Genomic DNA, 24,625 nt, shown 5'->3' on the forward strand with positions numbered 1-24,625 from the left:
ACTGTCTCGATGACCGATCCGCCGGCCAACGCCGTCCGGCCGGAGCCACCCGCCGGGTCGCCGTCCGGGCTCGACCTGGACCGGCTGACCGGGCACCTGGCGGCGCACCGCCCCGACCTGCTGACCGGCCCGCTCCGGGCGGAACTCGTCCTCGGCGGCCGCTCGAACCTCACCTATCTGGTCCGGGCCGGCGCGCACGAGTTCGTACTCCGCCGCCCGCCGCTCGGGCACGTGCTGGCCACCGCGCACGACATGGTCCGGGAGTTCCGGGTGATCTCGGCGCTCGCCCCGACCGGGGTACCGGTGCCGGCCGCCCTGCTGCTCTGCTCCGACGAGGCGGTGCTCGGCGCGCCGTTCTACCTGATGGAGCGGGTGCCGGGGGTGGTCTACCGCAGCCGGGACCAGACCGACCCGTTGACGCCGGCCCAGCGCCGTGAGCTGGCGTTGGTCATGATGGACGTGCTGGCGACGCTGCACACCGTCGACCCGGCCGCCGTCGGGCTGGCCGACTTCGGCCGGCCGGAGGGCTTCCTGGCCCGGCAGGTGCGCCGCTGGGGCGGGCAGCTCGACCGGTCCCGCAGCCGGCCGTTGCCCGGCATCGACGAGCTACGCCGACGGCTGGCCGCGACCGCGCCGGACGGCCTGAACGCCGGGCGGATCGTGCACGGCGACTACCGGCTCGACAACCTGATCGCCGACTGCGGTCCCGCACCGGGCGAGACCGCGAGGAGTCCGGCGGTGACGATCCGGGCGGTACTCGACTGGGAGATGGCCACCCTCGGCGACCCGCTCGCCGACCTGGGCCTGCTGCTGACCTACTGGGATGTGCTCGGCGACTCCGACGCCGCCGCCGGAAACCCGGTCGCCGACGGGCTCGGCCCGCGCGCCGGGTTCCCGTCCGGTGCCGAGCTGATCGACCGGTACGCGGCCCGCAGCGACGTCGACGTCGGCCCGCTGGACTGGCACGTGGCGCTGGGCTGCTTCAAGCTCGCCGTCATCTGCGAGGGCATCCACTACCGGCACACCCTGGGGCAGACCGTCGGCGAGGGCTTCGACCGGATCGGCGCCCTCGTCGACCCGCTGGTCGGGTACGGCCTGGCCGCCCTCGGCCGGAACTGACCCGGCGCGCCGCGCCGCAGCGGCGCGTCCACCGCTCCCGGGGCGGCATCACCCGGGCAGGCACCCCGCAAACCCCGCCGAGCGCTACCGCCGAGGAGTATCGATGGACTTCGGATTCGACGCGCGCACCGCCGAGCTGCACGAGGCGCTGCACGACTTCCTGACCGACCGGATCCTGCCGGCCGAACCGGTCTACGCCGAGCAGGTCGCCGCCGCCGCCGACCCGGCGACCGGTGCCGGACCGTGGAGCCGGCCGCCGATCATGGCCGAACTCAAGGCCGAGGCCCGCCGCCGGGGCCTGTGGAACCTCTTCCTGCCACATCCCGAGTACGGTGCCGGGCTCAGCAACCTCCAGTACGCCCCGCTCGCCGAGCTGACCGGCCGCAGCCCGCAGCTGGCCCCGGAGGCGCTCAACTGTGCCGCCCCGGACACCGGCAACATGGAGCTGCTGGCCGACTTCGGCACCCCGGCGCAGCGGGAGCGCTGGCTGCGCCCGCTGCTCGACGGCGAGCTGCGCTCGGCGTTCTGCATGACGGAGCCGGAGGTGGCCTCCTCGGACGCGACCAACATCGAGACGGGCATCGTCCGGGACGGCGACGACTACGTGGTCACCGGGCGGAAGTGGTGGTCGACCGGGGCGATGGACCCGCGCTGCGGGATCTTCGTCGTGCTGGGCAAGACCGATCCGGCGGCGCCCCGGCACCGGCAGCACTCCATGGTGCTGGTGCCCCGGGACGCCCCGGGCGTGACGGTGCGGCGCGGCCTGACCGTCTTCGGCTACTCCGACGGCGCGCACGGCGGGCACGCCGAGGTGAGCTTCGACGGCGTACGCGTGCCGGCGGACCAGCTGATCGGCGGGCCCGGCGACGGTTTCGCGATCGCGCAGGCGCGGCTCGGTCCGGGCCGGATCCACCACTGCATGCGCCTGGTCGGGATGGCCGAACGTGCCCTGGAACTCCTCTGCCGGCGGGCCGCCGGGCGGGTCGCGTTCGGCCGGCCGCTGGCCGAGCAGGGTGTGGTGCAGGAGTGGATCGCGGAGTCCCGGGTCCGGATCGAGCAGGCCCGGCTGCTGGTGCTCAAGACCGCCTGGCTGATGGACACGGTCGGCAACAAGGGTGCGCACACCGAGATCCAGGCGATCAAGATCGTGACACCGGCGATGGCCGAGTGGGTGATCGACAAGGCCATCCAGGCGCACGGCGGGGCCGGGGTCAGCCAGGACACCCCGCTGGCCGCGCTCTGGGCCGGTGCCCGTACCCTCCGGCTCGCCGACGGCCCGGACGAGGTGCACCGGGCCGCGCTGGCCCGCCGCGAGCTGCGGCGCTGGACGGCCGACTGAGGCGTGAGCCGCGGCGCCGGTGTACCCCGGCTCAGGCGGACTGGCGGTGCACCAGGTGGGTGTCGAGCAGCACGTACGGCACCTCGCGCTCCTCCCGGCGGATCCGCGAGACGAGCAGCCGGGCCATCTGCCGCCCCATCTCCTCCATCGGCTGGAAGACGGTGGTCAGCGGCGGCTCGGTCTGCCGGGCGATCGGGGCGTCCTCGAAGCCGACCACCGCCACGTCCTCCGGCACCCGCCGGCCGGACTCGCGCAGCGCCCGCAGCGCCCCGCAGGCCATCAGGTCGGAGGCGACGAAGACCGCGTCGAGATCGGGGCAGCTGTCCAGCAGCCGGCGCATCGCCGCCGCGCCGCTGGTCTCGCTGAAGTCGCCGTACGCGATCATGGCGTCGCTGACCAGCCCGCCGCTCTCCCGTACCGCGTCCTGGTAGCCGGCCAGCCGGGCCACGCCGACGCCCATGTCCTGCGGGCCGGCGATGGTCGCCACCCGCTTGCGGCCCTGCCCGACCAGGTGTTCGACCGCCTGCCGGGCGCCTCCGGCGTTGTCCACGTCGACGAAGTACGCCCCGGACGGGTCGCCGAGCATCCGGGCCGGCCGGCCGCCGAGCACGGTCGGCAGCCCGCGCTGCTCCAGCAGGGTCGGCAGCGGGTCGGCGTCGTGCAGCGAGAGCAGGAGCACCCCGTCCACGTGCTGGTTGGTCAGGTGGTGCTCGACCCGCTCCCGCTCGGCCGGTGACTGGGCCATCGCCAGCCAGAGCTGCATCGGGGTCTCCAGCAGTGCGGAGCTGATCCCCCGCACGATGCCGGCGAAGAACGGCTCGCCGAAGACCCGCTCCTCCGACTCGGAGACCACCAGGGCCACCGAGTCGGTCCGCTGGGTGACCAGGGCCCGGGCCGCCCGGTTCGGCACGTAGCCCAACTCGGCGATGGCCCGCTGCACCGCCGCCCGGGCCTCGGGGCTCACCTGGGGTGATCCGTTGACGACGCGGGACACGGTGCCCCGCCCCACTCCGGCGCGGGCGGCGACCGCGTCCAGGGTGGGCCGCCCGAGCGAGCGGGTGCGCTGGGTTGTCATCGTCTGTCCCTCCGACGTCGGATGTCCGGCACCGACCCTCCGCGGGTCGGTGCCGGGCACCCCCAATACTGGCTGACCACGCCTATTGAACCCTGTTCAACCTGGACAGCGCGGTGCCGGCACCCCAACGCTCACCTAGGGGCACGACGGACCGCACGGAGAGGTCGAACAAGGTTCATTGTGCGGCCAAACCGTTACGTCGGATCACCTCGGCGTACCACCTGGCGCTCGACTTCGGTATCCGGCGCTGGCTCTCGTAGTCGACGTAGACCATGCCGAAGCGCTTGGTGTAGCCCCACGCCCACTCGTAGTTGTCAAGCAGTGACCAGGCGAAGTAGCCCCGCAGCGGCACCCCGGCGGAGATCGCGGAGTGGCAGGCCCGCAGGTGCGCGTCGAAGTAGCCGAGCCGGTCGGTGTCGTCGATCCGGCCGTCCACCACCTCGTCGACGAAGGCGGAGCCGTTCTCGGTGATGTAGAGCGGCAGTTCCGGGTATTCCCGGTGCACCCGCTCCAGGGTCTCGACCAGCCCCGGGGCGTCGATCTCCCAGTTCATGTCGGTCACCGGCACGCCCCGGGTGACGAACCGGACCTGTTCGCTGCCGGGCCAGCAGGACTGGGCCCGCCAGTACGGCTCCGGCTCGACGCCCTCGACCGGGGCGGCGACCACGTGCCGGCTGTAGTAGTTGATGCCGAGGAACGACATCGGGGTGGAGATGGTCTCCAGGTCGCCGTCCTGGACGTGCCCGAAGTCGCTCACCGCCGCCAGGTCGGCGACCACGTCCGCCGGGTAGCTGCCGCGCAGCACCGGGTCCAGGAAGATCCGGTTGGCCAGCCCGTCGATCCGGCGGGCCGCGTCGGCGTCGTCGTCGGAGGAGGTCTGCGGGGAGACGGCGTAGAGGTTGAGAGTCACCCCGATCTCGACGTCCGGCCGGGCCGCCCGGATGGCCTGGGTGGCCAGGCCGTGCCCGAGCATCAGGTGGTGCGCCGCCCGGACCGCCTCGCCCGGGTTGGTACGCCCCGGCGCGTGCACCCCGGAGCCGTAGCCCAGGAACGCCGAGCACCACGGCTCGTTCAGGGTGATCCAGTGCCGGACCCGGTCACCGAGGGCCGCGACGGTCAGCTCGGCGTACTCGGCGAACCGGGCGGCGGTGTCCCGGTTCGGCCAGCCGCCGGCGTCCTCGATCGCCTGCGGCAGGTCCCAGTGGTAGAGGGTGATCCACGGCTCGATGCCGTGTTCGAGCAGCTCGTCGGCGAGCCGCCGGTAGAAGTCCAGCCCGGCCTGGTTGCCCGGGCCGTGCCCGTCCGGCTGGATCCGGGGCCAGGCCACCGAGAGCCGGTACGCCTTCAGCCCCAGCTCGGCCATCAGCGCCACGTCGTCGCGGTACCGGTGGTAGTGGTCGCAGGCGACGTCGCCGGTGTGCCCCTGGAGGACCCGCCCGGGGGTGTGGCTGAAGGTGTCCCAGATCGATGCGCTTCGACCGCCCTCGTGCACCGCCCCCTCGATCTGGTACGCCGCGGTCGCCGCGCCCCAGACGAAGCCGGGGGGAAAGGTCGCGCCTTGGCCCTCCTCGAGCAGTTGCGTGGACAGTGGGCTCGTGGAGTTGCTCACGACTTGACGGCGCCTTCCATGATGCCGCCGATGATCTGGCGGCCGAAGATGATGAACACGATCAGCAGCGGCAGGGTCGCCAGCGCGGTGCCGGCGAACAGAGCTACATAATCCGTCTGGTAGAGGCCGGACGAAAGGATCTTCAACGAGTACTGCACCGTCGGCGTGTCGGGGGTGAGCACGACGAACGGCCAGAGGAACTCGTTCCAGGTCTGCATGAAGGTCAGCAGGCCGAGTACGGCCGCCGCCGGGCGCAGTGCCGGCAGCACCACGTTCCAGTAGACCCGCCAGGTGGAGCAGCCGTCGAGCCGGGCGGCCTCGATCAGCTCGTCGCTGACCGCCGACATCGCGTACTGGCGCATCATGAAGACCCCGAAGCCCTGGACCAGGAACGGCACGATGACCGCCTGGAGGGTGCCGGTCCAGCCCAGCTCCACCATCATCAGGTAGAGCGGGATGATGCCGAGCTGGGTCGGGACCATCATGGTCAGGATGATCACCAGCAGCAGCGCGTTGCTGCCCCGGAACTTGAGCTTGGCGAAGGCGAAGCCGGCCAGGGTGGAGAAGAAGATCACCGAGATGGTCACCACGGAGGAGACCACGGCCGAGTTGACCAGGCCGTAGAGGAACGCGGCGTCCTCGTTGGCCAGCATCCGTTCGATGTTGCTGAAGAGCTTGCCGCCCGGGGTCGGCGGCATCTCGTAGACCGCGCTGTTGTCCCGGGAGGTGATGATGAACGACCAGACGATCGGAAAGACCGAGAGCACCGAGCCGATCACCAGCGCGAGGTAGGTCAGCGGGCTGGCCTGCCAGAGCCGGGCCCCGGGCGCGCCCCGGCCGCGGCGTCGGCGGGACGGCTGCGGCGTCGGGCTGACGGTACGGGGCAGAGTCTGGATGGTGGTCACTTCTGCTCCCCCTTGACCGAGCGGCGGACCATCGCAAAGTTGATCAACGCGAAGATGACGATCATCAGAAAGAGCAGCCAGGACATCGCGGCGCCGGACCCGTACTCGAAGTTGCCGGTGAAGGTCCGTTCGTAGATGTACATCGCCAGCGTCTGGAACTCGTTCGAGGCGCCGCCGCGGATCAGCCCGAAGCCGTACATCAGGGGCTCGGTGAAGATCTGCAGACCGCCGATGGTGGAGATGATGATCGTGAAGAGGATGGTCGGCCGGATCAGCGGGACGGTGATCTTCCAGAACTGCCGCCAGGTGGAGGCCCCGTCCAGCGACGCCGACTCGTAGAGGTCCTTGGGGATGGCCTGCATCGCGCCGAGGTAGATCAGCGCGTTGTAGCCGGTCCACCGCCAGTCGACCATGAAGGCGATCGCGAACCAGGAGGCGTAGCGGTTGTCCCGCCAGGCGATCGGGTCGATTCCGACGGTGCCGAGCAGCCAGTTCACCAGGCCGTACCGGTCGGCGAAGATCAGCGCGAAGATGATGCCGACCGCGGCCACCGAGGTGATGTTGGGGATCAGGATCCCCATCCGGAACAGGGTGCGGCCGCGCATCTGCCGGTTTAGCAGGTTGGCGATCATCAGCGCCACCACGAGCTGCGGCACGGTGCTGAGCACGAACATGCCGAAGGTGTTGTAGGCGGCGTTCCAGAACTGCGAGTCGTCCAGCAGGACCCGGTAGTTCTCCAGCCCGACGAACTCCTTGGTGCCGCTGAGCAGGTCGTACTCGAAGAGCGAGACGTAGACCGTGTAGAGGACCGGGAAGAGGCCGAAGACCCCGAAGAGGAGGAAGAACGGGGCGACGTAGAGGTACGGCGAGTACTTGATGTCCCAGCGCCCCAGGCGGTACGACCGCCGGCGGTGCGTCGGTTCCGGGGTGGGTGGCGTGGCAGCGTGCCGTGGTGGTGCCGCGCCGACGACAGAGCTCATTGCGGGGTCCTTCCGGGGAGGTGGACCGGCCGGTGACCTCGCGGCGGTGCCCACACCCTCGCGGGGGGTGTGGGCACCGCCGCCGGCCCACGGGCACTGCTCACCCGTGGGCGCGGCAGGTCACCGGTCGACCTAGCTGGTCAGCTTCTTGGCCTCGTCCATCGCCTTCTTCCAGGCGGCGTCCGAGCTGAGCTGGCCGCGCTCGGCCGCCTGCATCTGCGGCTCGACCACCGTCTCCCAGATCTGCTGGTGCTTGGCGCCGAGGAAGACCGGCTTCATGTTCTTGACGCTCTCACCGAAGATCTCGCCGGTCGGGGCGCCGCTGAAGTACTCGCTCTTCTTGTCCTTGAACGCCGGGTCCTCGATGCCGGCGATGTCGGACGGCATGGCACCGGCCTCCTTGAACGCCGCCAGGTGGCCCTCCTTGCTGGTCAGGTACTTGGCCAGCAGGTACGCCTCCTTCGGGTGCTTGGTCTGCGCCGGCACCGCGAGGTAGGAGCCGCCCCAGTTACCGCCACCGCCGGGGATCTTGGCGATGTCCCACTTGCCGGCGTTCGCCGGGCCGGACTTCGGCGCGATGACGCCCTCGGTCATCCAGGCCGGGCACGGGATGGTGGCGAACGCCGAGTTCTTGAAGGCGGCGTCCCAGTCGGCGCTCCAGCGCTGCGCCTTGGCGGTCAGTCCGTCGGCTGCCATCTGCAGGCCCATGTCCCAGGTCTGCTTGACGACCGGGTTGGTGTCGCCGATGAACTTGTTGTCCTTGTCGAAGAAGAACGTCTCGGAGTTCTGCATGACGTGCGGCTGCATCAGGCTGGTCGCGCTGTCCAGCCAGGCGGCCTTGGCCTTGCCGCTGGCCTTGAACTCCTTGCCCAGCGCGATGTAGTCCTGCCAGGTGCTGATCCGCTGCGACACCTCTTCGCGGTCGGTCGGCAGGCCGGCCTGCTGGAAGAGGTCCTTGCGGTAGCACATCGCCAGGCCGCCGACGTCGGTGCCGAGCCCGATCAGCTTCTTGCCGTCCGGGGTCATGGCGTTGTTCCACTTCCACTCGGGGAAGTTGGACTTCAGCTCGTCGGCACCGAGCTCCAGCAGGTTGGCGAACTTGTCGTGGTTCTGCACGTACCCCAGCAGCACGCCCTCTTCGAGCCCGACCACGTCGCCGGCACCGCTGCCCGCGGCGAGCCACTGCACCAGCTTCGGCTGGAAGTCGCGCAGCTCGCCCATCTTCTGGTGCTCGACCTTGATGTTGGGGTTGGCGGCCTCGAAGTCCTTGATCGCCTGGTCGTAACCGAAGTTCTGGAAGGTCTGCAGGACCAGCTTGACCTGTCCCCCTTCGCCGGTGGACCCATCGTTGTCGCTCTTGCTGCACGCCGTGCTGCCGAGAGCCACGCCCGCGGCGAGCGCGGCGACCGCGACGGTGCGGAGCCGGCGCCTGATGACGCTCATCCCTGACCCCTCTCAGGTGGGTAACTCGTGTTGTGGTGGTGTCGGAGATTCATCTGTGTCGACCGTGCTGCTGATGCCGGTGTCCCGGGTCGTTCGGTGGCGCGAAGGTGCGTGTGTCCGACCGCCGACCGGCGCCGGGCGGGTCGCCCGGCGCCGTGCCATGGGATTCGGTTTGACGCCACCTCAACGGTTCTGTGGCTTGGGCCACAAACCGCCGGGAGCGCTCCCATGAGATTGCCGGCGCGTTTCGGGGGTGTCAATGGGCATCTGGGAGCGTTCCCATTTCGTTACCGTCGGCGCCGGGTCACTCACCCGCAAAGCGGGCGTTATCCCCGAGGTAACGCGTGCGCCGACCTCCGGCCCGACGCCGGTCGATCAGGCGGTGCCGCTCCGCCGGTCAGCGCTGCACAGTGGCCGGTGCCGGCCGCCGCCCGGCGACCCCTCCCGGCGTACCCGGATCAGCTCAGCCAGCGGGCCAGGGTGCTCGCCCGGCCGGCGTCGAAGGTCGACGGATCAAAGGGTCGCCCCAGCCAGTCGCGCAGCGACTCGTGCTCCGGATGGTCCGGGTCGGCCATCGCGGCGAGGAACCGGCGGTAGCCGTACGGGCCACCGACGTCCTCCGGCGGGCAGGCCCCCGCACCGGCGGTGCAGACCGGGTACCGCTCGTCGGGATCGGCGCCGAAGACGTCCTCGACGATCACGTCGTGTTCCCACCAGTCGCCGAAGTCGTAGGTGTAGAGGAACCGGCCACCCTTGGTCGCCACCGCGTCCAGCCGGGTGTCCAGCTCGTCGCGGAGCGTCAGCTCACCCTCCGGATCCGGTACGCCGTACTGCACCCCGTCGATCTCGAACGAGTGCAGGTGGCAGTTCTGCCAGCCCAGTACGGACTGGAACAGCCGGTGCACCCGGTCCAGGGTGTAGCCGCCCGGCACCAGCACCCGCCGCCAGACCGGCGGTGTGACGTCGGCGAGCGACACCTTGAGCTGGAAGATCTGACGGCGCATCGTCTCCCACCCTCTCGGCATAGGCTTACCGGCATGATCTGCCGAGCCTGCCGGGACGACAGGCACGACGACTGCCGGGGCCGCAACTGGTGCGACTGCCAGCACCGTACCCCCGCACCCGTACCTCCGGTCACCGGTCCGGCCAGCGAATGACCGGTAATGTCGGAATAACCCGGCTGTGGCCCGACCCCACGCCGGCTGCCCTGGACGAGTCGGCGCTGATCGCGCTCTATCCCCGCCCCGACCGGCCCCACCTCCGGATGAACTTCGTCGCCAGCGTCGACGGTGCGGTCGAGCTGGACGGCCACTCCGCCGGGCTCTCCTCCGCGCCGGACAAGCGGGTCTTCGGGCTGCTCCGGATGGTCTGCGACGTGCTGCTGGTCGGCGCGGGCACGCTGCGGCACGAGGCGTACCGGGCGCTCCGGCTCGACGAGCGGCGCCGGGCCTGGCGCCGGGAGCACGGGCTGGCCGAGTACCCGACCCTGGTCGTGGTCTCCCGGGCGCTGAACCTCGACCCGGAGTCGGCGGCCTTCGCGGACGCCCCGGTCCGGCCGGTGGTGCTCACCGCCGAGCGGGCCGAGGCGCCGGCCGGGCTCGACGGCGTCGCCGAGCTGCTGCGCCGCGGCGAGGAGCGGGTCGACCTGGCCGCCGGCCTCGCCGAGCTGCACCGCCGTGGGCACGGCCAGGTGCTCTGCGAGGGCGGGCCGCACCTCTTCGGCTCGCTGACCGCCGCCGGCCTGGTCGACGAGGTCTGCCTGACGGTGGCGCCGATGCTGACCGGTCCGGGCGCCGGGCGGATCACCGCCGGGCCGACCACCACGCCGCAGGGGATGTCGCTGCGGCACGTCCTCGCCGCCGGGGACGAGCTGCTGCTCCGGTACGTCCGCGGCTGAGCCGGCCCGGCGGTGCCCCGGAGGCAGTGGTACGCCGACTCCGGCCGGCGCCGCGCCCGACCGGTGCCGGCGTGTTGCCCCGGCCGACGGGTGGATTGAGGGTCATCATGGCGCAGGAGGCTAGTCGGGCACCGGGAGCGGACCGCCAAGATCTGGTTAATGCGTCGCAAAGCAGCCGTGTACGACCGAGCGCGGGACGAACCCGACGACCACCCGGCCGCACCGCCGCGCCGCGTTGGCACGGTGTCGTACTAGTGAGGCAGGATGCGACTCGTGTGTCTTGACCAGATTCTCACCCTGACCGACGCGACACCGACCGGGGCGACACCCAGCGGAGTGGCACGGTGACCGACAGCCCACCCGAGGCTCCGGGAGCGGAGGTCGGCCGGGTGCTGGGCACCGCCGACGCCACCCCGTTGCAGTTCTGGACGGCCGTCACCCCGGGCAGCTACCTCCAGCTCGACGACGTGGTGGTGACCCGCCGCGAGCTGCCGGACCGGGAGCCGGTCACCATCGCCGGGGTGGTCACCCAGGTCCGGGCCCGGCACGAGGGGGCGCAGTTCGACTCCGACGTCTTCGCCATCGCCGACGGCACCCTGCCGGCGATGGTGCAGGAGGCGGCCGAGATCACCACCACCCGGGTCGACCCGGAGTTCTACGTCCCGCCCTCCCCCGGCGCGGTCGTCTACCGGGCCGAGGGCGAGGCCCGGTCGGCGGCGCTGCACTTCGACCGGATGGAGCGCCGGGTGCCGATGGGGATCGGCCGGGACGGCGTGCCGGTCTTCCTCAACGCCGACTTCCTGGACGGCAGCCGGGGCGCGCACGTCTCGATCTCCGGCATCTCCGGGGTGGCCACCAAGACCAGCTTCGCCACCTTCCTGCTCTACTCGGTCTTCCGCTCCGGGGTGCTCGGCGGCGACGCGGTGAACGCCAAGGCACTGATCTTCAACGTCAAGGGCGAGGACCTGCTCTTCCTCGACCACCCGAACAGCCGGCTGGACGCGGCCACCACCGAGACGTACGCGAAGCTGGGGCTGGACGCCGGAGCCTTCCCGGACGTCCGGGTCTACGCCCCGCCCCGGGCCGGCGACTCCTCCGGCACCCCCGACGTGAGCAGCCGGCTCTCCGGGGTCGACAGCTTCTACTGGACGCTGACCGAGTTCTGCGCCGACCGTCTCCTGCCCTACGTCTTCGCCGACGCCGACGACGAGCGCCAGCAATACACCATGGTGGTGCACTCGGTCGCCGCCCACCTGGCCAGGTATGCCCAGCCCGCCGACGGCGGGGTCAGCGTCGACGGGGTACGGATCAACTCCTACCCCGACCTGGTCGACCACATCGTCGAGCAGCTCACCGACGACGAGACCCGCTCGGAGTGGGCCGGCAGCGCGGTCAACATGGGCACCGTCAACGCCTTCGCCCGGCGGCTGATCGGCAGCAAGAAGGATCTGGCCCGGCTGATCCGGGGCGACCTCGCCACCCGCCGTCCGCACAGCGTGAACACCGCCGAGAGCGCCCAGGTGACCGTGGTCGACCTGCACAACCTGCCGGACCGGGCGCAGCGGTTCGTGGTCGGGGTGACCCTGAAGACCGAGTTCGAGCGCAAGGAGAAGGCCGGCACCGCCAAGCCGCTGCTCTTCGTCGTCCTCGACGAGCTGAACAAGTACGCCCCCCGGGAGGGCTCCTCGCCGATCAAGGAGGTGCTGCTCGACATCGCCGAGCGGGGCCGCTCGCTCGGGGTGATCCTGATCGGGGCGCAGCAGACCGCCAGCGAGGTGGAGCGGCGCATCGTCACCAACTCGGCGATCCGGGTGGTCGGCCGGCTCGACCCGGCCGAGGCGTCCCGCCCGGAGTACGGCTTCCTCCCCGCCGCGCAGCGGCAGCGGGCGCTGCTGGCCAAGCCGGGCACGATGTTCGTCAACCAGCCGGACATCCCGGTGCCGCTCTGCCTGGACTTCCCCTTCCCGGCCTGGGCGACCCGGGTCTCCGAGGCCGGTGCCGCGCCGACCGGGACGCTCCGGTCGATCACCCAGGCCGCCGACCCGTTCGCGGTGGTCGGCTCCCGGGCCGGAACCCTCACCGACGACGACATCCCCTTCTAGCAGTGGGTGGGCGACCGTGAAGATCCTGCACACCTCCGACTGGCACGTCGGCAAGGTCCTCAAGGGACAGTCCCGGGTCGGCGAACACCGCGACGCCCTCGCCCAGGTGGTCGAGGTCGCCCAGGCCGAGTCCCCCGACCTGGTGATCGTCGCCGGTGACCTCTACGACACCGCCGCGCCGACCCCCGAGTCGACCCGGCTGGTCACCCGGGCGCTCTCCGCGTTGCGCCGCACCGGCGCCCAGGTCGTCGCGATCGGCGGCAACCACGACAACGGCCCGGCCCTGGACGCGCTCCGGCCGTGGGCCGAGGCCGCCGGGGTGGCGCTGCGGGGCAGCGTCCGGGACAACCCGGCCGAGCACGTCGTCGACGGGACCACCGCCGACGGCGAGGCGTGGCGGCTGGTCGCGCTTCCGTTCCTCTCCCAGCGGTACGCGGTCCGCGCCGTCGAGATGTACGAGCTGACCGCCGCCGAGGCGGTGCAGACCTATGCCGACCACGTCGGGCGGGTGCTCGGCCGGCTGACCGAGAGCTTCGACTCCCCCGACCGGGTGCACCTGGTCACCGGGCACCTGACCGTGGTCGGCGCCCGCACCGGCGGCGGCGAGCGGGAGGCGCACACCGTGCTCAACTACGCCGTACCGGCCTCGGTCTTCCCGAGCAACGCGCACTACGTGGCGCTCGGTCACCTGCACCGGGCACAGCAGGTGCTCGGCCCCTGCCACATCCGCTACAGCGGCAGCCCGCTGCCGATCGACTTCGGCGAGGAGGAGAACCGCCCCTCGGTCAGCATCGTCGAGGTGAGCACCCGGACCGCCGCCCGGGTCCGGGAGGTGCCGATCACGGCGGCGGCGCCGCTGCGCACCGTACGCGGCACCCTGGCCGAACTCGCCAAGGTCGACGACGGCACGTCCTGGCTGCGGGTCTACGTCCGGGAGGCGCCGAGAGCCGGGCTGCGCGAGGAGGTGCAGGAGCTGCTCCCCCGGGCCCTGGAGGTGCGGATCGACCCCGAGATGTTGCCGGCCGCCGGTGCGGGCCGGGCCGCCCAGCGGGCCGGGCGCTCCCCCCGGGAACTCTTCGCCGACTATCTGACCAGCCGGGGCCAGGCCGACGACGGGGTGCGCGAACTGTTCGACGAACTCTACGAGGAGGCGACCAAATAGTGCGTCCGCTCCGGCTCGACCTGGCCGGCTTCACCGCCTTCCGGGACGCGACCACCGTCGACTTCACCGACGCGGACTTCTTCGCCCTGGTCGGGCCGACCGGTTCGGGCAAGTCCAGCGTGCTCGACGCGATCTGCTTCGCCCTCTACGGCACGGTGCCGCGCTGGGGCGGCGCCCGGGGCATCGCCAACGCGCTGGCCCCGTCGGCGGCCGAGGCCCGGGTCCGGCTGGTCTTCGAGTCCGCCGGCGCACGCTACGTGGCGACCCGGGTGGTCCGGCGGGACAGCCGGGGCAACGTCAAGACCGGCAACGCCGGGCTGCAACTGATGCCGCCCGGCTTCGACGTGACGAAGCTGGACACCGGGCTCAGCCCGGAGGACCTCGGCGAGGTGGTCGCCGGTACCCCGGCCGAGATGGACGACGCGGTGCTGGAGGCGGTCGGGCTGCCGTACGAGCAGTTCACCAGTTGCGTACTGCTGCCGCAGGGGCAGTTCGCCGACTTCCTGCACGCCAAGCCGGCGACCCGGCAGCAGATCCTGGTCAACCTGCTCGGCCTCGGCGTCTACGAGGAGGTGCAGAAGCGGGCGACCGCGCGGGCGGCCCGGGCCGACGCCGCGCTGGAGGCCGTCGACCGGATGCTGGACGGGCTCACCGGGATCGACGACGAGACGCTGGCGGTCGCGGCCGGGCGGGTGGACGCGATGCGGCAACTGGCCGACGGGGTCGACGCGGCCGTACCCGAGCTGCGGGCCGCCCGTACCGCCGCCACCGAGGCGGAGCGCGGGCTCGCCGCCCTCGACGCCGAACTCGCCGAGCTGGCCCGGGTCCGGCCGCCCCGGGACCTCGCGGTGGTCGCCGACGCGGTCGCGGCCGCCCGGGAGGCGGCGACCGAGGCGTCGGCGGCGGTGACCGTGGCCGAGGAACGCGAGGAGAAGCTCCGGGGCGAGCTGGCCGGTGCCGGCGACCCGGCGGCGCTGCGGCTGCTGCAACAGGCGCACACCGAACGCAGGCAGGTGGCCGGCGAGGCGGCGACGCTGGCCGGCGCGCTGGAGGCGGCCGGTGCCGACCACGACGCGGCGGTGGCCGCCCTCGACGCGGCCCGGGCCGCCGCCGCGCGGGCCGGCGCGGAGTTGGAGGCGGCCAGGACCGCCTACCAGGAGGCGCAGACCGCCGACCGGGCGGCGGCGCTCCGGGCCCACCTGCACGCCGGGGCGCCCTGCCCGGTCTGCACCCAGCCGGTGACGGAGGTGCCGCCGCTGCCGGAGGGCTCGGCGGTGGCCGCCGCGAAGCAGGCCGGTGAGGCCGCCCGGGCCGCCGCCGACGCCGCCGACCGGCTGGTCGCCGAGCGGGACCGGGCCGCCCGGGAGCTGGAACGCACCCTCGACCAGGCCCGGGTCCGGCACGAGCAGCTGACCGCCCGGCTCGCCGACCTCGACGCCCGGCTCGCCGACTCCCCCGGCCCGGCCGCACTGCGCGAACGGCTCGACCTGCTCGCCGGGCTCCGGCGGGACCTGGAGGCGGCCGGCGGGGCGGTACGGGCGGCCCGGGAGACGGCCCGGCGGACCCGGGCCGGCGTGCAGGCGGCCGAGGAGCGGCTGCGGGGCGCCTGGCACGCCTTCGACACGGTGCGGGACGGGGTGGCCCGGTTCGGTCCACCGGCCGCCGACCGGGCGGACGTGACCGCCGCCTGGGCCGGGCTGGCCGACTGGGCGGCCCGGGCCGGCGAGGAGCGGCGGGCGAGCCGGGCCGGCGCCGCCTCGGCGGTGACCGAGGCGCACGGCACCGTCGACGCGGTCGCGGAACGGATCGCCGCGCTCTTCACCGCCGTCGGGCTCGACCGGCCGGCCGACGACGCCGACCCGGTCCGGCTGGCGGTGGTCGCCGTCGAGCGGGCCGAGGCCGAGCACCGCCGGCTGGTCGAGCGCCGGGAGCAGGCCCGGGAGCTGACCGAGCGGCGGACCGGGCACGAGCGGGAGTCCCGGGTCGCCAAGGCCCTCGCTGGGCACCTGCGGGCCAACAACTTCGAGCGCTGGCTGCTGGCCGAGGCGCTCGACATGCTGGTCGACGGCGCCTCCCGGATCCTGCGCGAACTCACCGACGGGCAGTACGACCTGGCGCACGACAAGGGCGAGTTCTTCGTGGTCGACCACCACGACGCCGGGCTGCGCCGGGCGGTCCGGACCCTGTCGGGCGGGGAGACCTTCCAGGCCTCGCTGGCGCTGGCGCTGGCCCTCTCCGAGCAGCTCGCCGGCCTCTCCACCACCACCGCCAGCCTGGAGTCGATCGTGCTCGACGAGGGCTTCGGCACGCTCGACGCGGCGACCCTGGAGACCGTCGCCGCCACCCTGGAGAACCTCGCCGCCCGGGGCGACCGGATGGTCGGGGTGGTCACCCACGTACCGGCGCTGGCGGAACGGATCCCGGTCCGGTTCGAGGTACGCAAGGACGCCCGCAGCTCCCGGGTGGAACGGACCGGCCGGTGAGCACCCGGCTCTTCGTCGACGCCTGGGACCCGGCCTACGGTGCCTCGTTCGAGGCGGCCGGCGGCCCGGCGGCACCGAGCAGCGCCCAGGTGCAGACCGACGTCGAGCTGCCCGCCGACGAGTGGCGCCCGCTCGCCGCCCCGGACGGCATCGAGCCGCCGGACGTGGTGCTGCTGGTCGACGGGGTACGCCGGATCGACGCCAGCGTCTGGACCGAGGAGCCGGACGGCACCTCCTTCCCCGGGCTGGCCGCCTCGTACGCCGCCGGAGTGGTCCGGTGCGACCTGCGCCGGGGCGCCGCCGAACTGGCCGGTGCCGAGGTGGAGCGGGGACTATTCACCGCCAGCCCGTCGGCGCAGGACGTGGTCGCCGGGCAGATCCGGTACGCCGTACACCGGCTCAGCGGGACCGGCGAGTTGAGCAAGCTGCCGGCGGCGGTCCAGGGGCCGCTGACCGCGCTGGAGGTGAAGGTCTCCGGCGCGGTCCGGGACGACGGCGACCTGCTGGTGGTGGACGGCCCGCTGCGCAGCCGGCGGCAACTGCCGCGCACCCTCGGCTACATCAAGACGCAGCACAGCCAATATCTGGAGGCCCGGCACACGGCGCTGGTCACCGGGCTGGCCGCCCGGGAACGCTCCCCGGTCTTCCGGCTCGGTACGGCCTGGGGCGGCTACTCCTGGTATCTGCGGCTGCCCGGCTCCGGGCGCGGCCCGTGGGCCGGGATCGTCCGGGTCGAGTGCTCGGCCGAGCTGGCCGAGCAGCAGGCGATCGAGTTGGCGAACCTCTCCCTGGTCACGCTGCCGAAGTTCGCCTCCACCCCCTACAAGGACCCCCGGGCCCCGCAGAACCTGATCCCGATCGCCGGGCTGGAACGCCGGCTGCGGGCCCGGCTCGGCGACGGCCGGCTGCTGCACCGCGCCCTGACCCTGGCCACCACCCGGGCCGCCCCGCCGGCCTACACCGGTTGACGCCAGGTGTAGCAACGGCTCGTTCCCGCCGGCCGCCGCCCGGGTCGGGAGGCCCGGCGGCGATACTTCACCGGTGGGGCGGAAACGGCGGGCCGACGCGCTCGCGGTGAAGGTGGCGAGCGGTCTGGCGGAGCTGCGCCCGGACCCGGACCGGCCGGGCTCCTACACCCTGCTGGTCGACGGGGCGCCGCAGTCGCACGTCGACCTCACCGACCCGACACACCTGGAATTCGAGTACGTCCGCCGGATCGCCATCGTGCTCGACCTCGTCGCGCCGGCCGGTCAGCCGCTCCGGGTGCTGCACCTGGGCGGTGGGGCGATGACGCTGCCCCGCTATCTCTCGACCACCCGACCCGGCTCGACGCAGCGGGTCGTCGAGGTCGACGCGGCCCTGGTCGACCTGGTCCGGGAGAAACTGCCCTGGCCGACCGACCCCCGGCTGCGGGTCCGGGTCGGCGACGCCCGGGAGGTGCTCGGCACGATCCGGGACGGCGACTACGACGTGGTGGTGGCCGACGTCTTCGCCGGCGCCCGCACCCCGGCACATCTGGCCTCGGTGGAGTTCGCGGCCGAGGCGGCCCGGGTGTTGCGCCCCGGCGGCGTACACGTGGTCAACGTCGCGGACGGCCCGCCGCTGCGGTACGCCCGCGCCCAGGTCGCCACCCTCCGGGCCGTACTCCCCGAGGTCTGCCTGGTCGCCGATTCGGCGGTGCTGCGCGGCCGCCGGTACGGCAACCTGGTGCTGGCCGCCAGCCGGGCCGAACTGCCGGTGCCGGAGCTGGTCCGGCGTACCGCCGGAGACTGGTTCCCCGGCCGGGTGCTGGCCGGTGCCGACCTGGACCGCTTCGCCGACGGTGCCCGGGTGGTCGTCGACAGCGCCGCCCGACCCTCCGCACCGCCCCCGCCGGGGAGCTTCGACATCGCCCGCTAGCCGGACACATCGGACGTCCCGGTTGCCGAGGTGCAGCTCCGGCACAACTTCTCCGAGCCGCGTTGATCCGGCCCGGCCCGGGATCCGTACTTCTCGGCGGCGGGATCGACCGGACCCCAGGCGGGGGGCCGGCTCACGCGCCTTCGACGCGGAGGTATGGGTGGGATGCAGGCGGTAGCCGGCGGATGGTATGGCGACACGGTCATGCCGGGGCGAATGTGCGCTGCCTCGCAACGCCGGTCAATTCGGTACCGGAAAAGTCTCGACGCGCGGCCGGCCGGACGGAATGATGGGCCGGTGACACCGCGACCGGCTGCCGGCCGCCACAATTCGACCCCCGCCGAGACGAGGCACTCCGACGAGCTCGTTCGCGTGCTCTACGAGGAACATGCCAAACCTCTGCTGATGTTCGTCCTGCGGCTGACCGGCGGCGACCGCCAGCGCGCCGAGGACGTGGTGCAGGAGACGCTGTTACGCGCCTGGCGCAACGCACACCGGCTCGGCACCCACGGCCAGTCGTCGTTGCGTCCCTGGCTCGTCACCGTCGCCCGGCGGATCGTGATCGACGACCACCGCAGCGAGCAGGCCCGACCCGCCGAGACGTACGACCGCGATCTGGAGGGCTTCTCCGAGTCCGACGACACGGACCGGGTGCTGCGGATGATGACCATCACCGACGCCCTGCGCACGCTGAGCCAGCCGCACCGGGAGGTGCTGGTGGCGACGTACTTCCGGGGGCGCACGGTGCCGGAGGCCGCCGAGGAGTTGGGGCTGCCGCTCGGCACCGCGAAGTCCCGGGTCTACTACGCGCTCCGGGCTCTCCGGGCGGCGCTGGTGGAGCGGGGGGTGACCGAGTGAGCGCCGAGATCCACTGGGACGTCGCGTCGTACGCGCTCGGCGTCCTGGACGAGCGCGACACCCTGCGCTTCGAGGAGCACCTGGCGAGCTGCCCGCAGTGCGGGCTGGAGCTGGAGTCGCTGCTGCCGGTGGTGGACATGCTGGGCGAGGTCGACGGCCGGGACCTGATGGCGGCCGACCGCGTCGAGTCCGACGGCGCACTCTTCGAGCGGGTCGTTTCGGCGGTCGGCGCGGACCGGCGGCGGGCCCGCAGCCGGCGGCTCTACAGCCTCGCGGCGGGTGTGGTGCTGGTGGCGATGCTGACCGGCCTGGCGCTCTTCGCCGGGACCCGGATCGCCGACCCGGGCACGACGACCGCGCAGCCGCCGGTCGGCACGGTCACCGCCAGCCCGGGGGCCACCGGCCGGCCGGCACCGACCGGCGACCGGTTCACCGCCACCGACCCGGAGAGCGGGGTGCGCATGGAGCTGATCCTCGGCTCGACGCCCTGGGGCACCCGGGTCTCCTACGCGCTGAGCGGGTTGTCCGGCCCGAAGGTGTGCCGGCTGGTGGCGATCCACAAGAACGGCAGGACCGAGGCGCTCTCCAGCTGGAGGGTGCCACCCGGCGGCTACGGCACGAAGACCCAGCCCAACCCGCTGATGCTGGAGACCGCCACCTCCAGCGGCCTGGACGACATCGTCGGGTTCCAGGTGCAGGTGATCGACGACGACGGGTCGGTGGACCCGCTGGTGACCGTGCCGGCCTGACGGGCACGGCCCGGGTCGTGCGTCGGGCGCGCGATCCCGGAATTTCGGACCGGGCCGAGCCGGCCCACCCGGATGTGGTCCCGGCGACGCCACGGCTCGGTTAATTGCGCGCCCGAATCACGCCGTACCGCACCGCGGGGGCTTTGCCGGGCGGCGGGAAGCACGTGGTCACGACGGCTTCTGATTTGTACGTACCGCACGCGGCAGCAGTTCAACGTTTTCGCTGTGAAATTGTCCACGACGAATTGCCTCAACCGGGCGGCCGAGGTGGCCGTACTTCCCGGCAACCTGTCCAGCAGAGGAGGGGACGTGGCACCGACGAAGCGTACCGGCGTCGTTCTGGCCGGCGCGGCGCTGGCCGCGTTGACGGCCTGCGCACCAGCCGGAACCACCCCGAACACCAGTGCCGCCGACAACGCGAAGCCGGCGGCGAACGCTGCCGCCGAGCCGACCGCCGAACCCACCGCCGAGCCGACCCCGCAGCCCGTCGAGGTGGCCGATGTGGACGTCACCGCCGGCCTGGTCGGCAAGCGGGTCCCCCGGATGGGTCAGGTGGTGACCGACGACAAGGGCTGGGTGCTCTACCGCTTCGACCGGGACTCGGCGAAGCCGCCGAAGACGACCTGCGTTGGTGAGTGTGCCCGGGTGTGGCCGGCGGCGCTGACCAACAGCACGCCGGATCTCAAGGGCGTCGCCGCCGACAAGGTCGGCACGGTCCTCCGGCCCGACGGCACCCGGCAGATCACCATCGGCGGCTGGCCGGTGTACCGCTACATCGGTGACAAGAAGCCCGGACAGTGGAAGGGCCAGGGCGTCGGCGGTACCTGGTTCGTGGTGACCCCGACCGGGACCAAGAACCTGAGCTGCCTGCCGACCGGTACGCCGAAGCCGGTCGCCCCGCCGCCCGCCGAGGGCGAGGCACAGAGCGGGCCCAGCTACTGACCGTCGATCCACGGGTGCTGCCCCACAGACCCGGCGGCCGGCCGTTGCCAGGGTAGGCGCGGTCGGTCGCCGCCGTGGTCCCGGACGCGACGCGCGGCAACCGTCGCTGTCCGGCTGCGACGCCGGCCCGGTCCGGGGCCGGCGTCGCGGCCTGTCCGGGCAGGCCCGACCGGCCACTGAGGAGGGTCACGCCGGCCACCGGCGCCCGGTTCCGGCGACCGGTCCGGCGGCGCCGCCGATGGTTAGCTCTCCGAAACATAATTTCCTTTTAAGTGGACCTCAAGAGATCCCTATCTTCTCTACCACGGTTTGACTCTCAGCCAACGCATTCCGTACGGTTTTTTTCGCACCGTTACCGGCTGAATATTCGGAAAGGCGGGAAGATGGAGACGATATACGCGTTGCCACGCGGCGACTACGATCGTCCCTCCGCTTCGCCGATCTCCGTGGCCGGCGCCGCGCCCGGTGACCCCCGCCGGGTCGACAGCGCGCCGATCGCCGGCATCCGGGCCCGCCTCGTCGCCGGCCCGCCCAGCATCCCGCACCCGCCGAGGACCCTCCGGTCGTCGGCACCACCAGCCTGGTCCCGCTGAAATCCGACCTCGCTGACCAATCCTCTAAGGAAGAGGTGGCACCACGTGAAGAACACCCCCGTCCGCTCCTCACGGCGGCGCTCGAACCGACCACCACGCAACAAGCGCCTGATCGCCGTGCTGGCCACGCTGGGCGTGTTCGGCGCGATCGTCACGGTCACCCAGGTCTCGAACGCCGGCACCTGGGGCCGCAACCGGCCCTCCGCGGCCAAGCCCTGCCCGACCGCACCGGCGCCGGCGACCAGCGCGCCGTCGACCAGCGCGCCGAGCGGCGCCCCGGGCACGGCGAACCCGTCCTCCTCGGCCGCCGCCGAGGGCCCGGGCACGGCGGCGAAGCCGCAGACCCGGTCGTACCACGACCACGGTGCCGTGCAGCACCCCGGTGACGGGCAGGAGCCGGGCACCCTGGCCCAGCGCGGCCGGCCGGGCGGTGGCGGCGCCAACTGCACCCCGAGCCCGGGCACCAGCAGCAGCTCCGCGCCGGGCAACCCGGCCGCGCTGGAGCCGCTCGGCGCGGACTGCTCGGACAGCGATCTCCAGACGCACGACGGTTTCCAGAACGGTCCCCGCTGCGTCGGCACCGCGTTCGGTGAGGTCGGCGCCCCGGAGCAGAACCCGTCTCTGCTGATCACCCAGGCGCCGAACTCGGTCCGGGTCAACCAGCAGTTCACGCTCCAGGTCAGCACCCGCAACCTGGTCCGGGACCGGTTCCTGCCGGCCGGGCAGGGTGGCTACTACAAGGAGAGCTCCTTCCTCACCGAGGAGGGCCTGGTCCGCGGCCACTTCCACTCCGCCTGCCGGATGCTGGGCAGCAGCCGCTCCGCGCCGGACCCGGCGCCGGTCCCGGCGTTCTTCGTGGCCACCGAGGACGGCCGGGGCGGTGCCCGGCCGGACACCGTCACGGTGACCGTGCCCGGGCTCACCCAGCGGGGTACCGCGCAGTGCGCCGTGTGGGCCGGTGACGGCTCGCACCGGATCCCGATGATGACCCGCGCCAACCAGGTGCCGGCCTTCGACGTAGTGCGGATCACCGTCAGGTGATCCCGGCCGGCTCGGGCCGGCCGGCGGCCGAAGCGGTGAAACGCTCCCGCCACATCCCGCACCACCGGCGGCAACTGGTCCCCAACCCCCGCCGCCAGCAGGGAAGTCCGACGACGAGAGACCGAGAGGAGGAGGACCGGCTCGGACCCACCTGACACCGCTTGAGGCCGGACGGCACCGGAACGCGCACGGGCGTTCCGGTGCCGTCCCGTCGTGGGCCCGGTCCGCGCCCACTCCCCGGGCCCGGCACCCCCACCGGCCCGCCGTTGCGGGCTGCCCGGTCCCGCGTGGCAGAGTGTCCGGGTGACCGCCACCGGGCCGACCGCGAGCCGGCTGCTGCGCCCGCCGCAGCACTACCACCTGGAAGGCTCGGTCGGGTCGCTGGCGATGGGGGTGCACGACCCCTGCGCCCGGTTCGTCGACGGCACCTTCTGGTGGGCCAGCCGTACCCCGGACGGGCCGGGGACGCTGGCGCTGCGCCGGGTCGGCGGTGACCTGGTCGCCGACGGCTACGGGCCGGGCGGTGGCTGGGTGGTGGACCGGGCCGACGCCGTGGCCGGGTTCCGCGACGACCTGACCGGCTTCGACCGGCTCGCCGCCGGGCACCCGCTGGTGGGGCGGCTCGCCAGCACCCACCGGGGGCTGCGGCTACCGGCCACCGGGCAGATCTTCCCCCGGCTGCTGCGGGCGATCCTGGAGCAGAAGGTCACCGGCAAGGAGGCGTTCCGGGCGTACTCGGCGACGGTGCGCCGGTTCGGCGTACCGGCCCCCGGGCCGCTGCCCCGGCTCTGGGTCCCGCCCGAGCCGGCGGTGATCGCCGGTCAGCCGTACTGGGTGTTCCACCCGTTCGGGGTGGAGCAGCGGCGGGCGGAGACGCTGCGCCGGGCGGCGGCCGAGGCGGACCGGCTGGAGCGGTGCGCCGACCCGGTCGAGGCGACCCGCCGGCTCACCGCCATCGTCGGGATCGGCCCGTGGACGGCCGCCGAGGTGGTCCGGATCGCCTTCGGGGACCCGGACGCGGTGAGCGTCGGCGACTACCACATCCCGAACATGGTCGCCTGGGCGCTGGCCGGCGAGGTACGCGGCGACGACGCCCGGATGCTGGCCCTGCTGGAGCCGTTCCGGGGCCACCGTGGGCGGGTCTGCCGGCTGCTGGAGGCCGGTGGCCACCACGCGCCCCGGTTCGGTCCACGGATGCCGCTCCGCTCCTTCGCCCGGTTCTGACCGCCGCACCGAGAGGTTCACCGGAGCGGACCCCCGCTGGCCCGCCGACCGCCGTTGCGGTCAGCGGGCGGCCAGCCGGCGGAGCACCGAGGCGCAGCGCCAGGCGTACCCGCGCTGGAAGAGCGGCAACAGCGGACCGGCGGCGAGGGCGAGCGGACCGGCCGGCCGGCTGAAGGCGGTGACGGTGAACCGGACCCCGCCGTCGTCGAGGCGCTCCACCAGGAACGCCTCCTCGCCCCGTACCGGGTGTCCCGGCAGGGTGCCGTAGCCGAAGCCGGCCCGGTGGTCGTCGCGTACCGCCCAGACCACCTCGCAGGGCGCGGACAGCCGCAGCCGGCCCAGCCCGAGCCCGGCGGTGACCGTGCAGCCCGGCTCGGCCCGGGGCGCGCTGGCGTCGATCCGCACTCCCATCGCCCGGTGCATCCGCCAGGTGAGCACCGCCTCGCCGGCCGACTCGAACGCGCCCGCCGGCAGGGCGGCGCGGTAGCGCAGGTGCCGGTACCCGGGCGGCAGCCGGCCGGTGCCGGTGGCGCCGACCTCCGGATAGGTCAGTCCGGGCATCGCCTGGCCCTCCTCCCCGGGGGACCCCGCCGGGCGCCACGGATACGGCGTCGGTCCGTTCGGCAGCCTAACCGGTGGGACGCCCGCCGGCCGGGGTGGTCGGGCCCGGGGCGGAGCTGGTTGCCTGCGGGGATGTCCTCGCCGCAGCATCCCCTGCCGGAGACCACCGCCACGCCCGGCCCGATCGTCGTGCGACGGGCGACGGTGGCCGACGCCGGCGAGATCCTCACCGTGCAGCGGGCCGCCTATCTGAGCGAGGCGCAGCGCTACGCCGATCCGTCGCTGCCGCCGCTCACCGAGACGCTGGCCGAGATCCGGGCCGTACTCGCGCGGCCGCCCGGGACCGGCGTGGTGCTGGTCGCCCGGCTCGGTACCCGGCTCGTCGGTGCCGTCCGGGCCCGGTTCCAGGACCGGACCGGGCTGATCGGCCGGCTCGCCGTCGCCCCCGACCTCCAGGGCCGGGGAATCGGCGGCCGGTTGCTGCACGCGGTCGAGGCCGCCTGCCCGGACCGGGTACACCGGTTCGAGCTGTTCACCGGCGCCGACAGCGAGGAGAACCTGCGGCTGTACCGCCGGCACGGGTACCTCGACTACGCGCACCGGCCGCTGGACACCGGCCCCGGACTGGTCTATCTGGAGAAGTA

General features: G+C 73.1%; 21 protein-coding genes and 1 pseudogene. 15 read left to right on the top strand and 7 right to left on the bottom strand.

Annotated elements, in window-relative coordinates; genetic code table 11:
• Positions 1 to 9: 9 nt before the first annotated feature.
• Together C6361_RS14830 and C6361_RS14835 are read left to right on the top strand one after the other, a co-directional pair.
• Positions 10 to 1,119 carry a phosphotransferase family protein gene (locus C6361_RS14830; protein WP_107268093.1) on the top strand — a complete coding sequence of 370 codons (1,110 nt, stop codon included), beginning with the start codon at positions 10 to 12 and terminating at the stop codon, positions 1,117 to 1,119.
• Between the two features lie 103 nt (positions 1,120 to 1,222).
• Positions 1,223 to 2,458 carry an acyl-CoA dehydrogenase family protein gene (locus tag C6361_RS14835; protein WP_107268094.1) on the top strand — a complete coding sequence of 412 codons (1,236 nt, stop codon included), beginning with the start codon at positions 1,223 to 1,225 and terminating at the stop codon, positions 2,456 to 2,458.
• Between the two features lie 31 nt (positions 2,459 to 2,489).
• Here the strand turns inward: C6361_RS14835 and C6361_RS14840 are convergent, their stop codons facing one another.
• The 6 genes from C6361_RS14840 to C6361_RS14865 all read right to left on the bottom strand — a co-directional run bounded on the left by C6361_RS14840 (position 2,490) and on the right by C6361_RS14865 (position 9,474).
• On the bottom strand, positions 2,490 to 3,533 hold the full coding sequence (locus C6361_RS14840) for a LacI family DNA-binding transcriptional regulator (RefSeq protein ID WP_107258698.1): 1,044 nt from the start codon (positions 3,531 to 3,533) through the stop codon (positions 2,490 to 2,492).
• Between the two features lie 175 nt (positions 3,534 to 3,708).
• Complete coding sequence (locus tag C6361_RS14845) at positions 3,709 to 5,142, bottom strand: GH1 family beta-glucosidase (protein WP_107268095.1); 1,434 nt, start codon at positions 5,140 to 5,142, stop codon at positions 3,709 to 3,711.
• Positions 5,139 to 5,939 carry a carbohydrate ABC transporter permease gene (locus C6361_RS14850; RefSeq protein ID WP_234359610.1) on the bottom strand — a complete coding sequence of 267 codons (801 nt, stop codon included), beginning with the start codon at positions 5,937 to 5,939 and terminating at the stop codon, positions 5,139 to 5,141. The genes C6361_RS14845 and C6361_RS14850 overlap by 4 nt, the downstream gene beginning before the upstream one ends.
• 104 nt (positions 5,940 to 6,043) lie before the next feature.
• Positions 6,044 to 7,027: a carbohydrate ABC transporter permease gene (locus C6361_RS14855; RefSeq protein WP_107258696.1), complete on the bottom strand. Its 984-nt coding sequence runs from the start codon at positions 7,025 to 7,027 to the stop codon at positions 6,044 to 6,046.
• 132 nt (positions 7,028 to 7,159) lie between these two features.
• The gene (locus tag C6361_RS14860; protein ID WP_107258695.1) at positions 7,160 to 8,470 is read right to left on the bottom strand and encodes an extracellular solute-binding protein; all 1,311 of its coding nucleotides are present in this window, start codon (positions 8,468 to 8,470) and stop codon (positions 7,160 to 7,162) included.
• Between the two features lie 458 nt (positions 8,471 to 8,928).
• A complete protein-coding gene (locus C6361_RS14865; protein WP_107258694.1) occupies positions 8,929 to 9,474 on the bottom strand; it encodes a plasmid pRiA4b ORF-3 family protein in 546 nt (181 codons plus the stop codon).
• Between the two features lie 149 nt (positions 9,475 to 9,623).
• Between C6361_RS14865 and C6361_RS14870 the strand changes: the two genes are divergently transcribed.
• The 12 genes from C6361_RS14870 (at position 9,624) to C6361_RS14920 (ending at position 23,420) form a co-directional block, all read left to right on the top strand.
• Positions 9,624 to 10,367 (top strand): pyrimidine reductase family protein, encoded by a 744-nt coding sequence (locus C6361_RS14870; RefSeq protein WP_107268096.1) that lies wholly within the window; start codon positions 9,624 to 9,626, stop codon positions 10,365 to 10,367.
• Between the two features lie 344 nt (positions 10,368 to 10,711).
• The gene (locus C6361_RS14875) at positions 10,712 to 12,469 is read left to right on the top strand and encodes an ATP-binding protein (RefSeq protein ID WP_107268097.1); all 1,758 of its coding nucleotides are present in this window, start codon (positions 10,712 to 10,714) and stop codon (positions 12,467 to 12,469) included.
• Positions 12,470 to 12,485: 16 nt separating this feature from the next.
• Positions 12,486 to 13,631, top strand: a complete 1,146-nt coding sequence (locus tag C6361_RS14880) for an exonuclease SbcCD subunit D (protein ID WP_107268098.1) — start codon at positions 12,486 to 12,488, stop codon at positions 13,629 to 13,631.
• A complete protein-coding gene (locus tag C6361_RS14885) occupies positions 13,631 to 16,114 on the top strand; it encodes an AAA family ATPase (protein ID WP_107268099.1) in 2,484 nt (827 codons plus the stop codon). The genes C6361_RS14880 and C6361_RS14885 overlap by 1 nt, the downstream gene beginning before the upstream one ends.
• On the top strand, positions 16,111 to 17,082 hold the full coding sequence (locus C6361_RS14890) for a hypothetical protein (RefSeq protein WP_107258689.1): 972 nt from the start codon (positions 16,111 to 16,113) through the stop codon (positions 17,080 to 17,082). Before C6361_RS14885 ends, C6361_RS14890 begins: the two co-directional genes overlap by 4 nt.
• A gap of 73 nt (positions 17,083 to 17,155) precedes the next feature.
• Positions 17,156 to 18,013, top strand: coding sequence for a spermidine synthase (locus C6361_RS14895; RefSeq protein ID WP_107268100.1), 858 nt, complete (start codon positions 17,156 to 17,158; stop codon positions 18,011 to 18,013).
• A gap of 165 nt (positions 18,014 to 18,178) precedes the next feature.
• The gene (locus C6361_RS14900) at positions 18,179 to 18,871 is read left to right on the top strand and encodes a sigma-70 family RNA polymerase sigma factor (protein ID WP_107258687.1); all 693 of its coding nucleotides are present in this window, start codon (positions 18,179 to 18,181) and stop codon (positions 18,869 to 18,871) included.
• Positions 18,868 to 19,620, top strand: coding sequence for a zf-HC2 domain-containing protein (locus tag C6361_RS14905; RefSeq protein ID WP_107268101.1), 753 nt, complete (start codon positions 18,868 to 18,870; stop codon positions 19,618 to 19,620). Before C6361_RS14900 ends, C6361_RS14905 begins: the two co-directional genes overlap by 4 nt.
• A 309-nt stretch (positions 19,621 to 19,929) precedes the next feature.
• Entirely contained in the window at positions 19,930 to 20,562 is a 633-nt protein-coding gene (locus C6361_RS14910; RefSeq protein WP_107258685.1) for a hypothetical protein, read from the top strand.
• Positions 20,563 to 20,945: 383 nt separating this feature from the next.
• Entirely contained in the window at positions 20,946 to 21,155 is a 210-nt protein-coding gene (locus C6361_RS37015) for a hypothetical protein (protein WP_159079329.1), read from the top strand.
• 45 nt (positions 21,156 to 21,200) lie between these two features.
• Positions 21,201 to 22,196, top strand: a complete 996-nt coding sequence (locus tag C6361_RS14915; RefSeq protein WP_234359504.1) for a Pecanex-like protein 1 — start codon at positions 21,201 to 21,203, stop codon at positions 22,194 to 22,196.
• Positions 22,197 to 22,499: 303 nt separating this feature from the next.
• The gene (locus C6361_RS14920; RefSeq protein ID WP_107268102.1) at positions 22,500 to 23,420 is read left to right on the top strand and encodes a DNA-3-methyladenine glycosylase; all 921 of its coding nucleotides are present in this window, start codon (positions 22,500 to 22,502) and stop codon (positions 23,418 to 23,420) included.
• Between the two features lie 60 nt (positions 23,421 to 23,480).
• Here C6361_RS14920 and C6361_RS14925 read toward each other — a convergent pair whose 3' ends face one another.
• Positions 23,481 to 23,981 carry a DUF1990 family protein gene (locus C6361_RS14925; protein WP_107268103.1) on the bottom strand — a complete coding sequence of 167 codons (501 nt, stop codon included), beginning with the start codon at positions 23,979 to 23,981 and terminating at the stop codon, positions 23,481 to 23,483.
• 132 nt (positions 23,982 to 24,113) lie between these two features.
• Here C6361_RS14925 and C6361_RS14930 point away from each other — a divergent pair.
• A pseudogene (locus tag C6361_RS14930) lies at positions 24,114 to 24,623 on the top strand (GNAT family N-acetyltransferase); the annotation flags it as partial.
• Positions 24,624 to 24,625 lie beyond the last annotated feature (2 nt).

The sequence above is a fragment of the Plantactinospora sp. BC1 genome, from assembly GCF_003030345.1.
GTDB lineage: Bacteria > Actinomycetota > Actinomycetes > Mycobacteriales > Micromonosporaceae > Plantactinospora.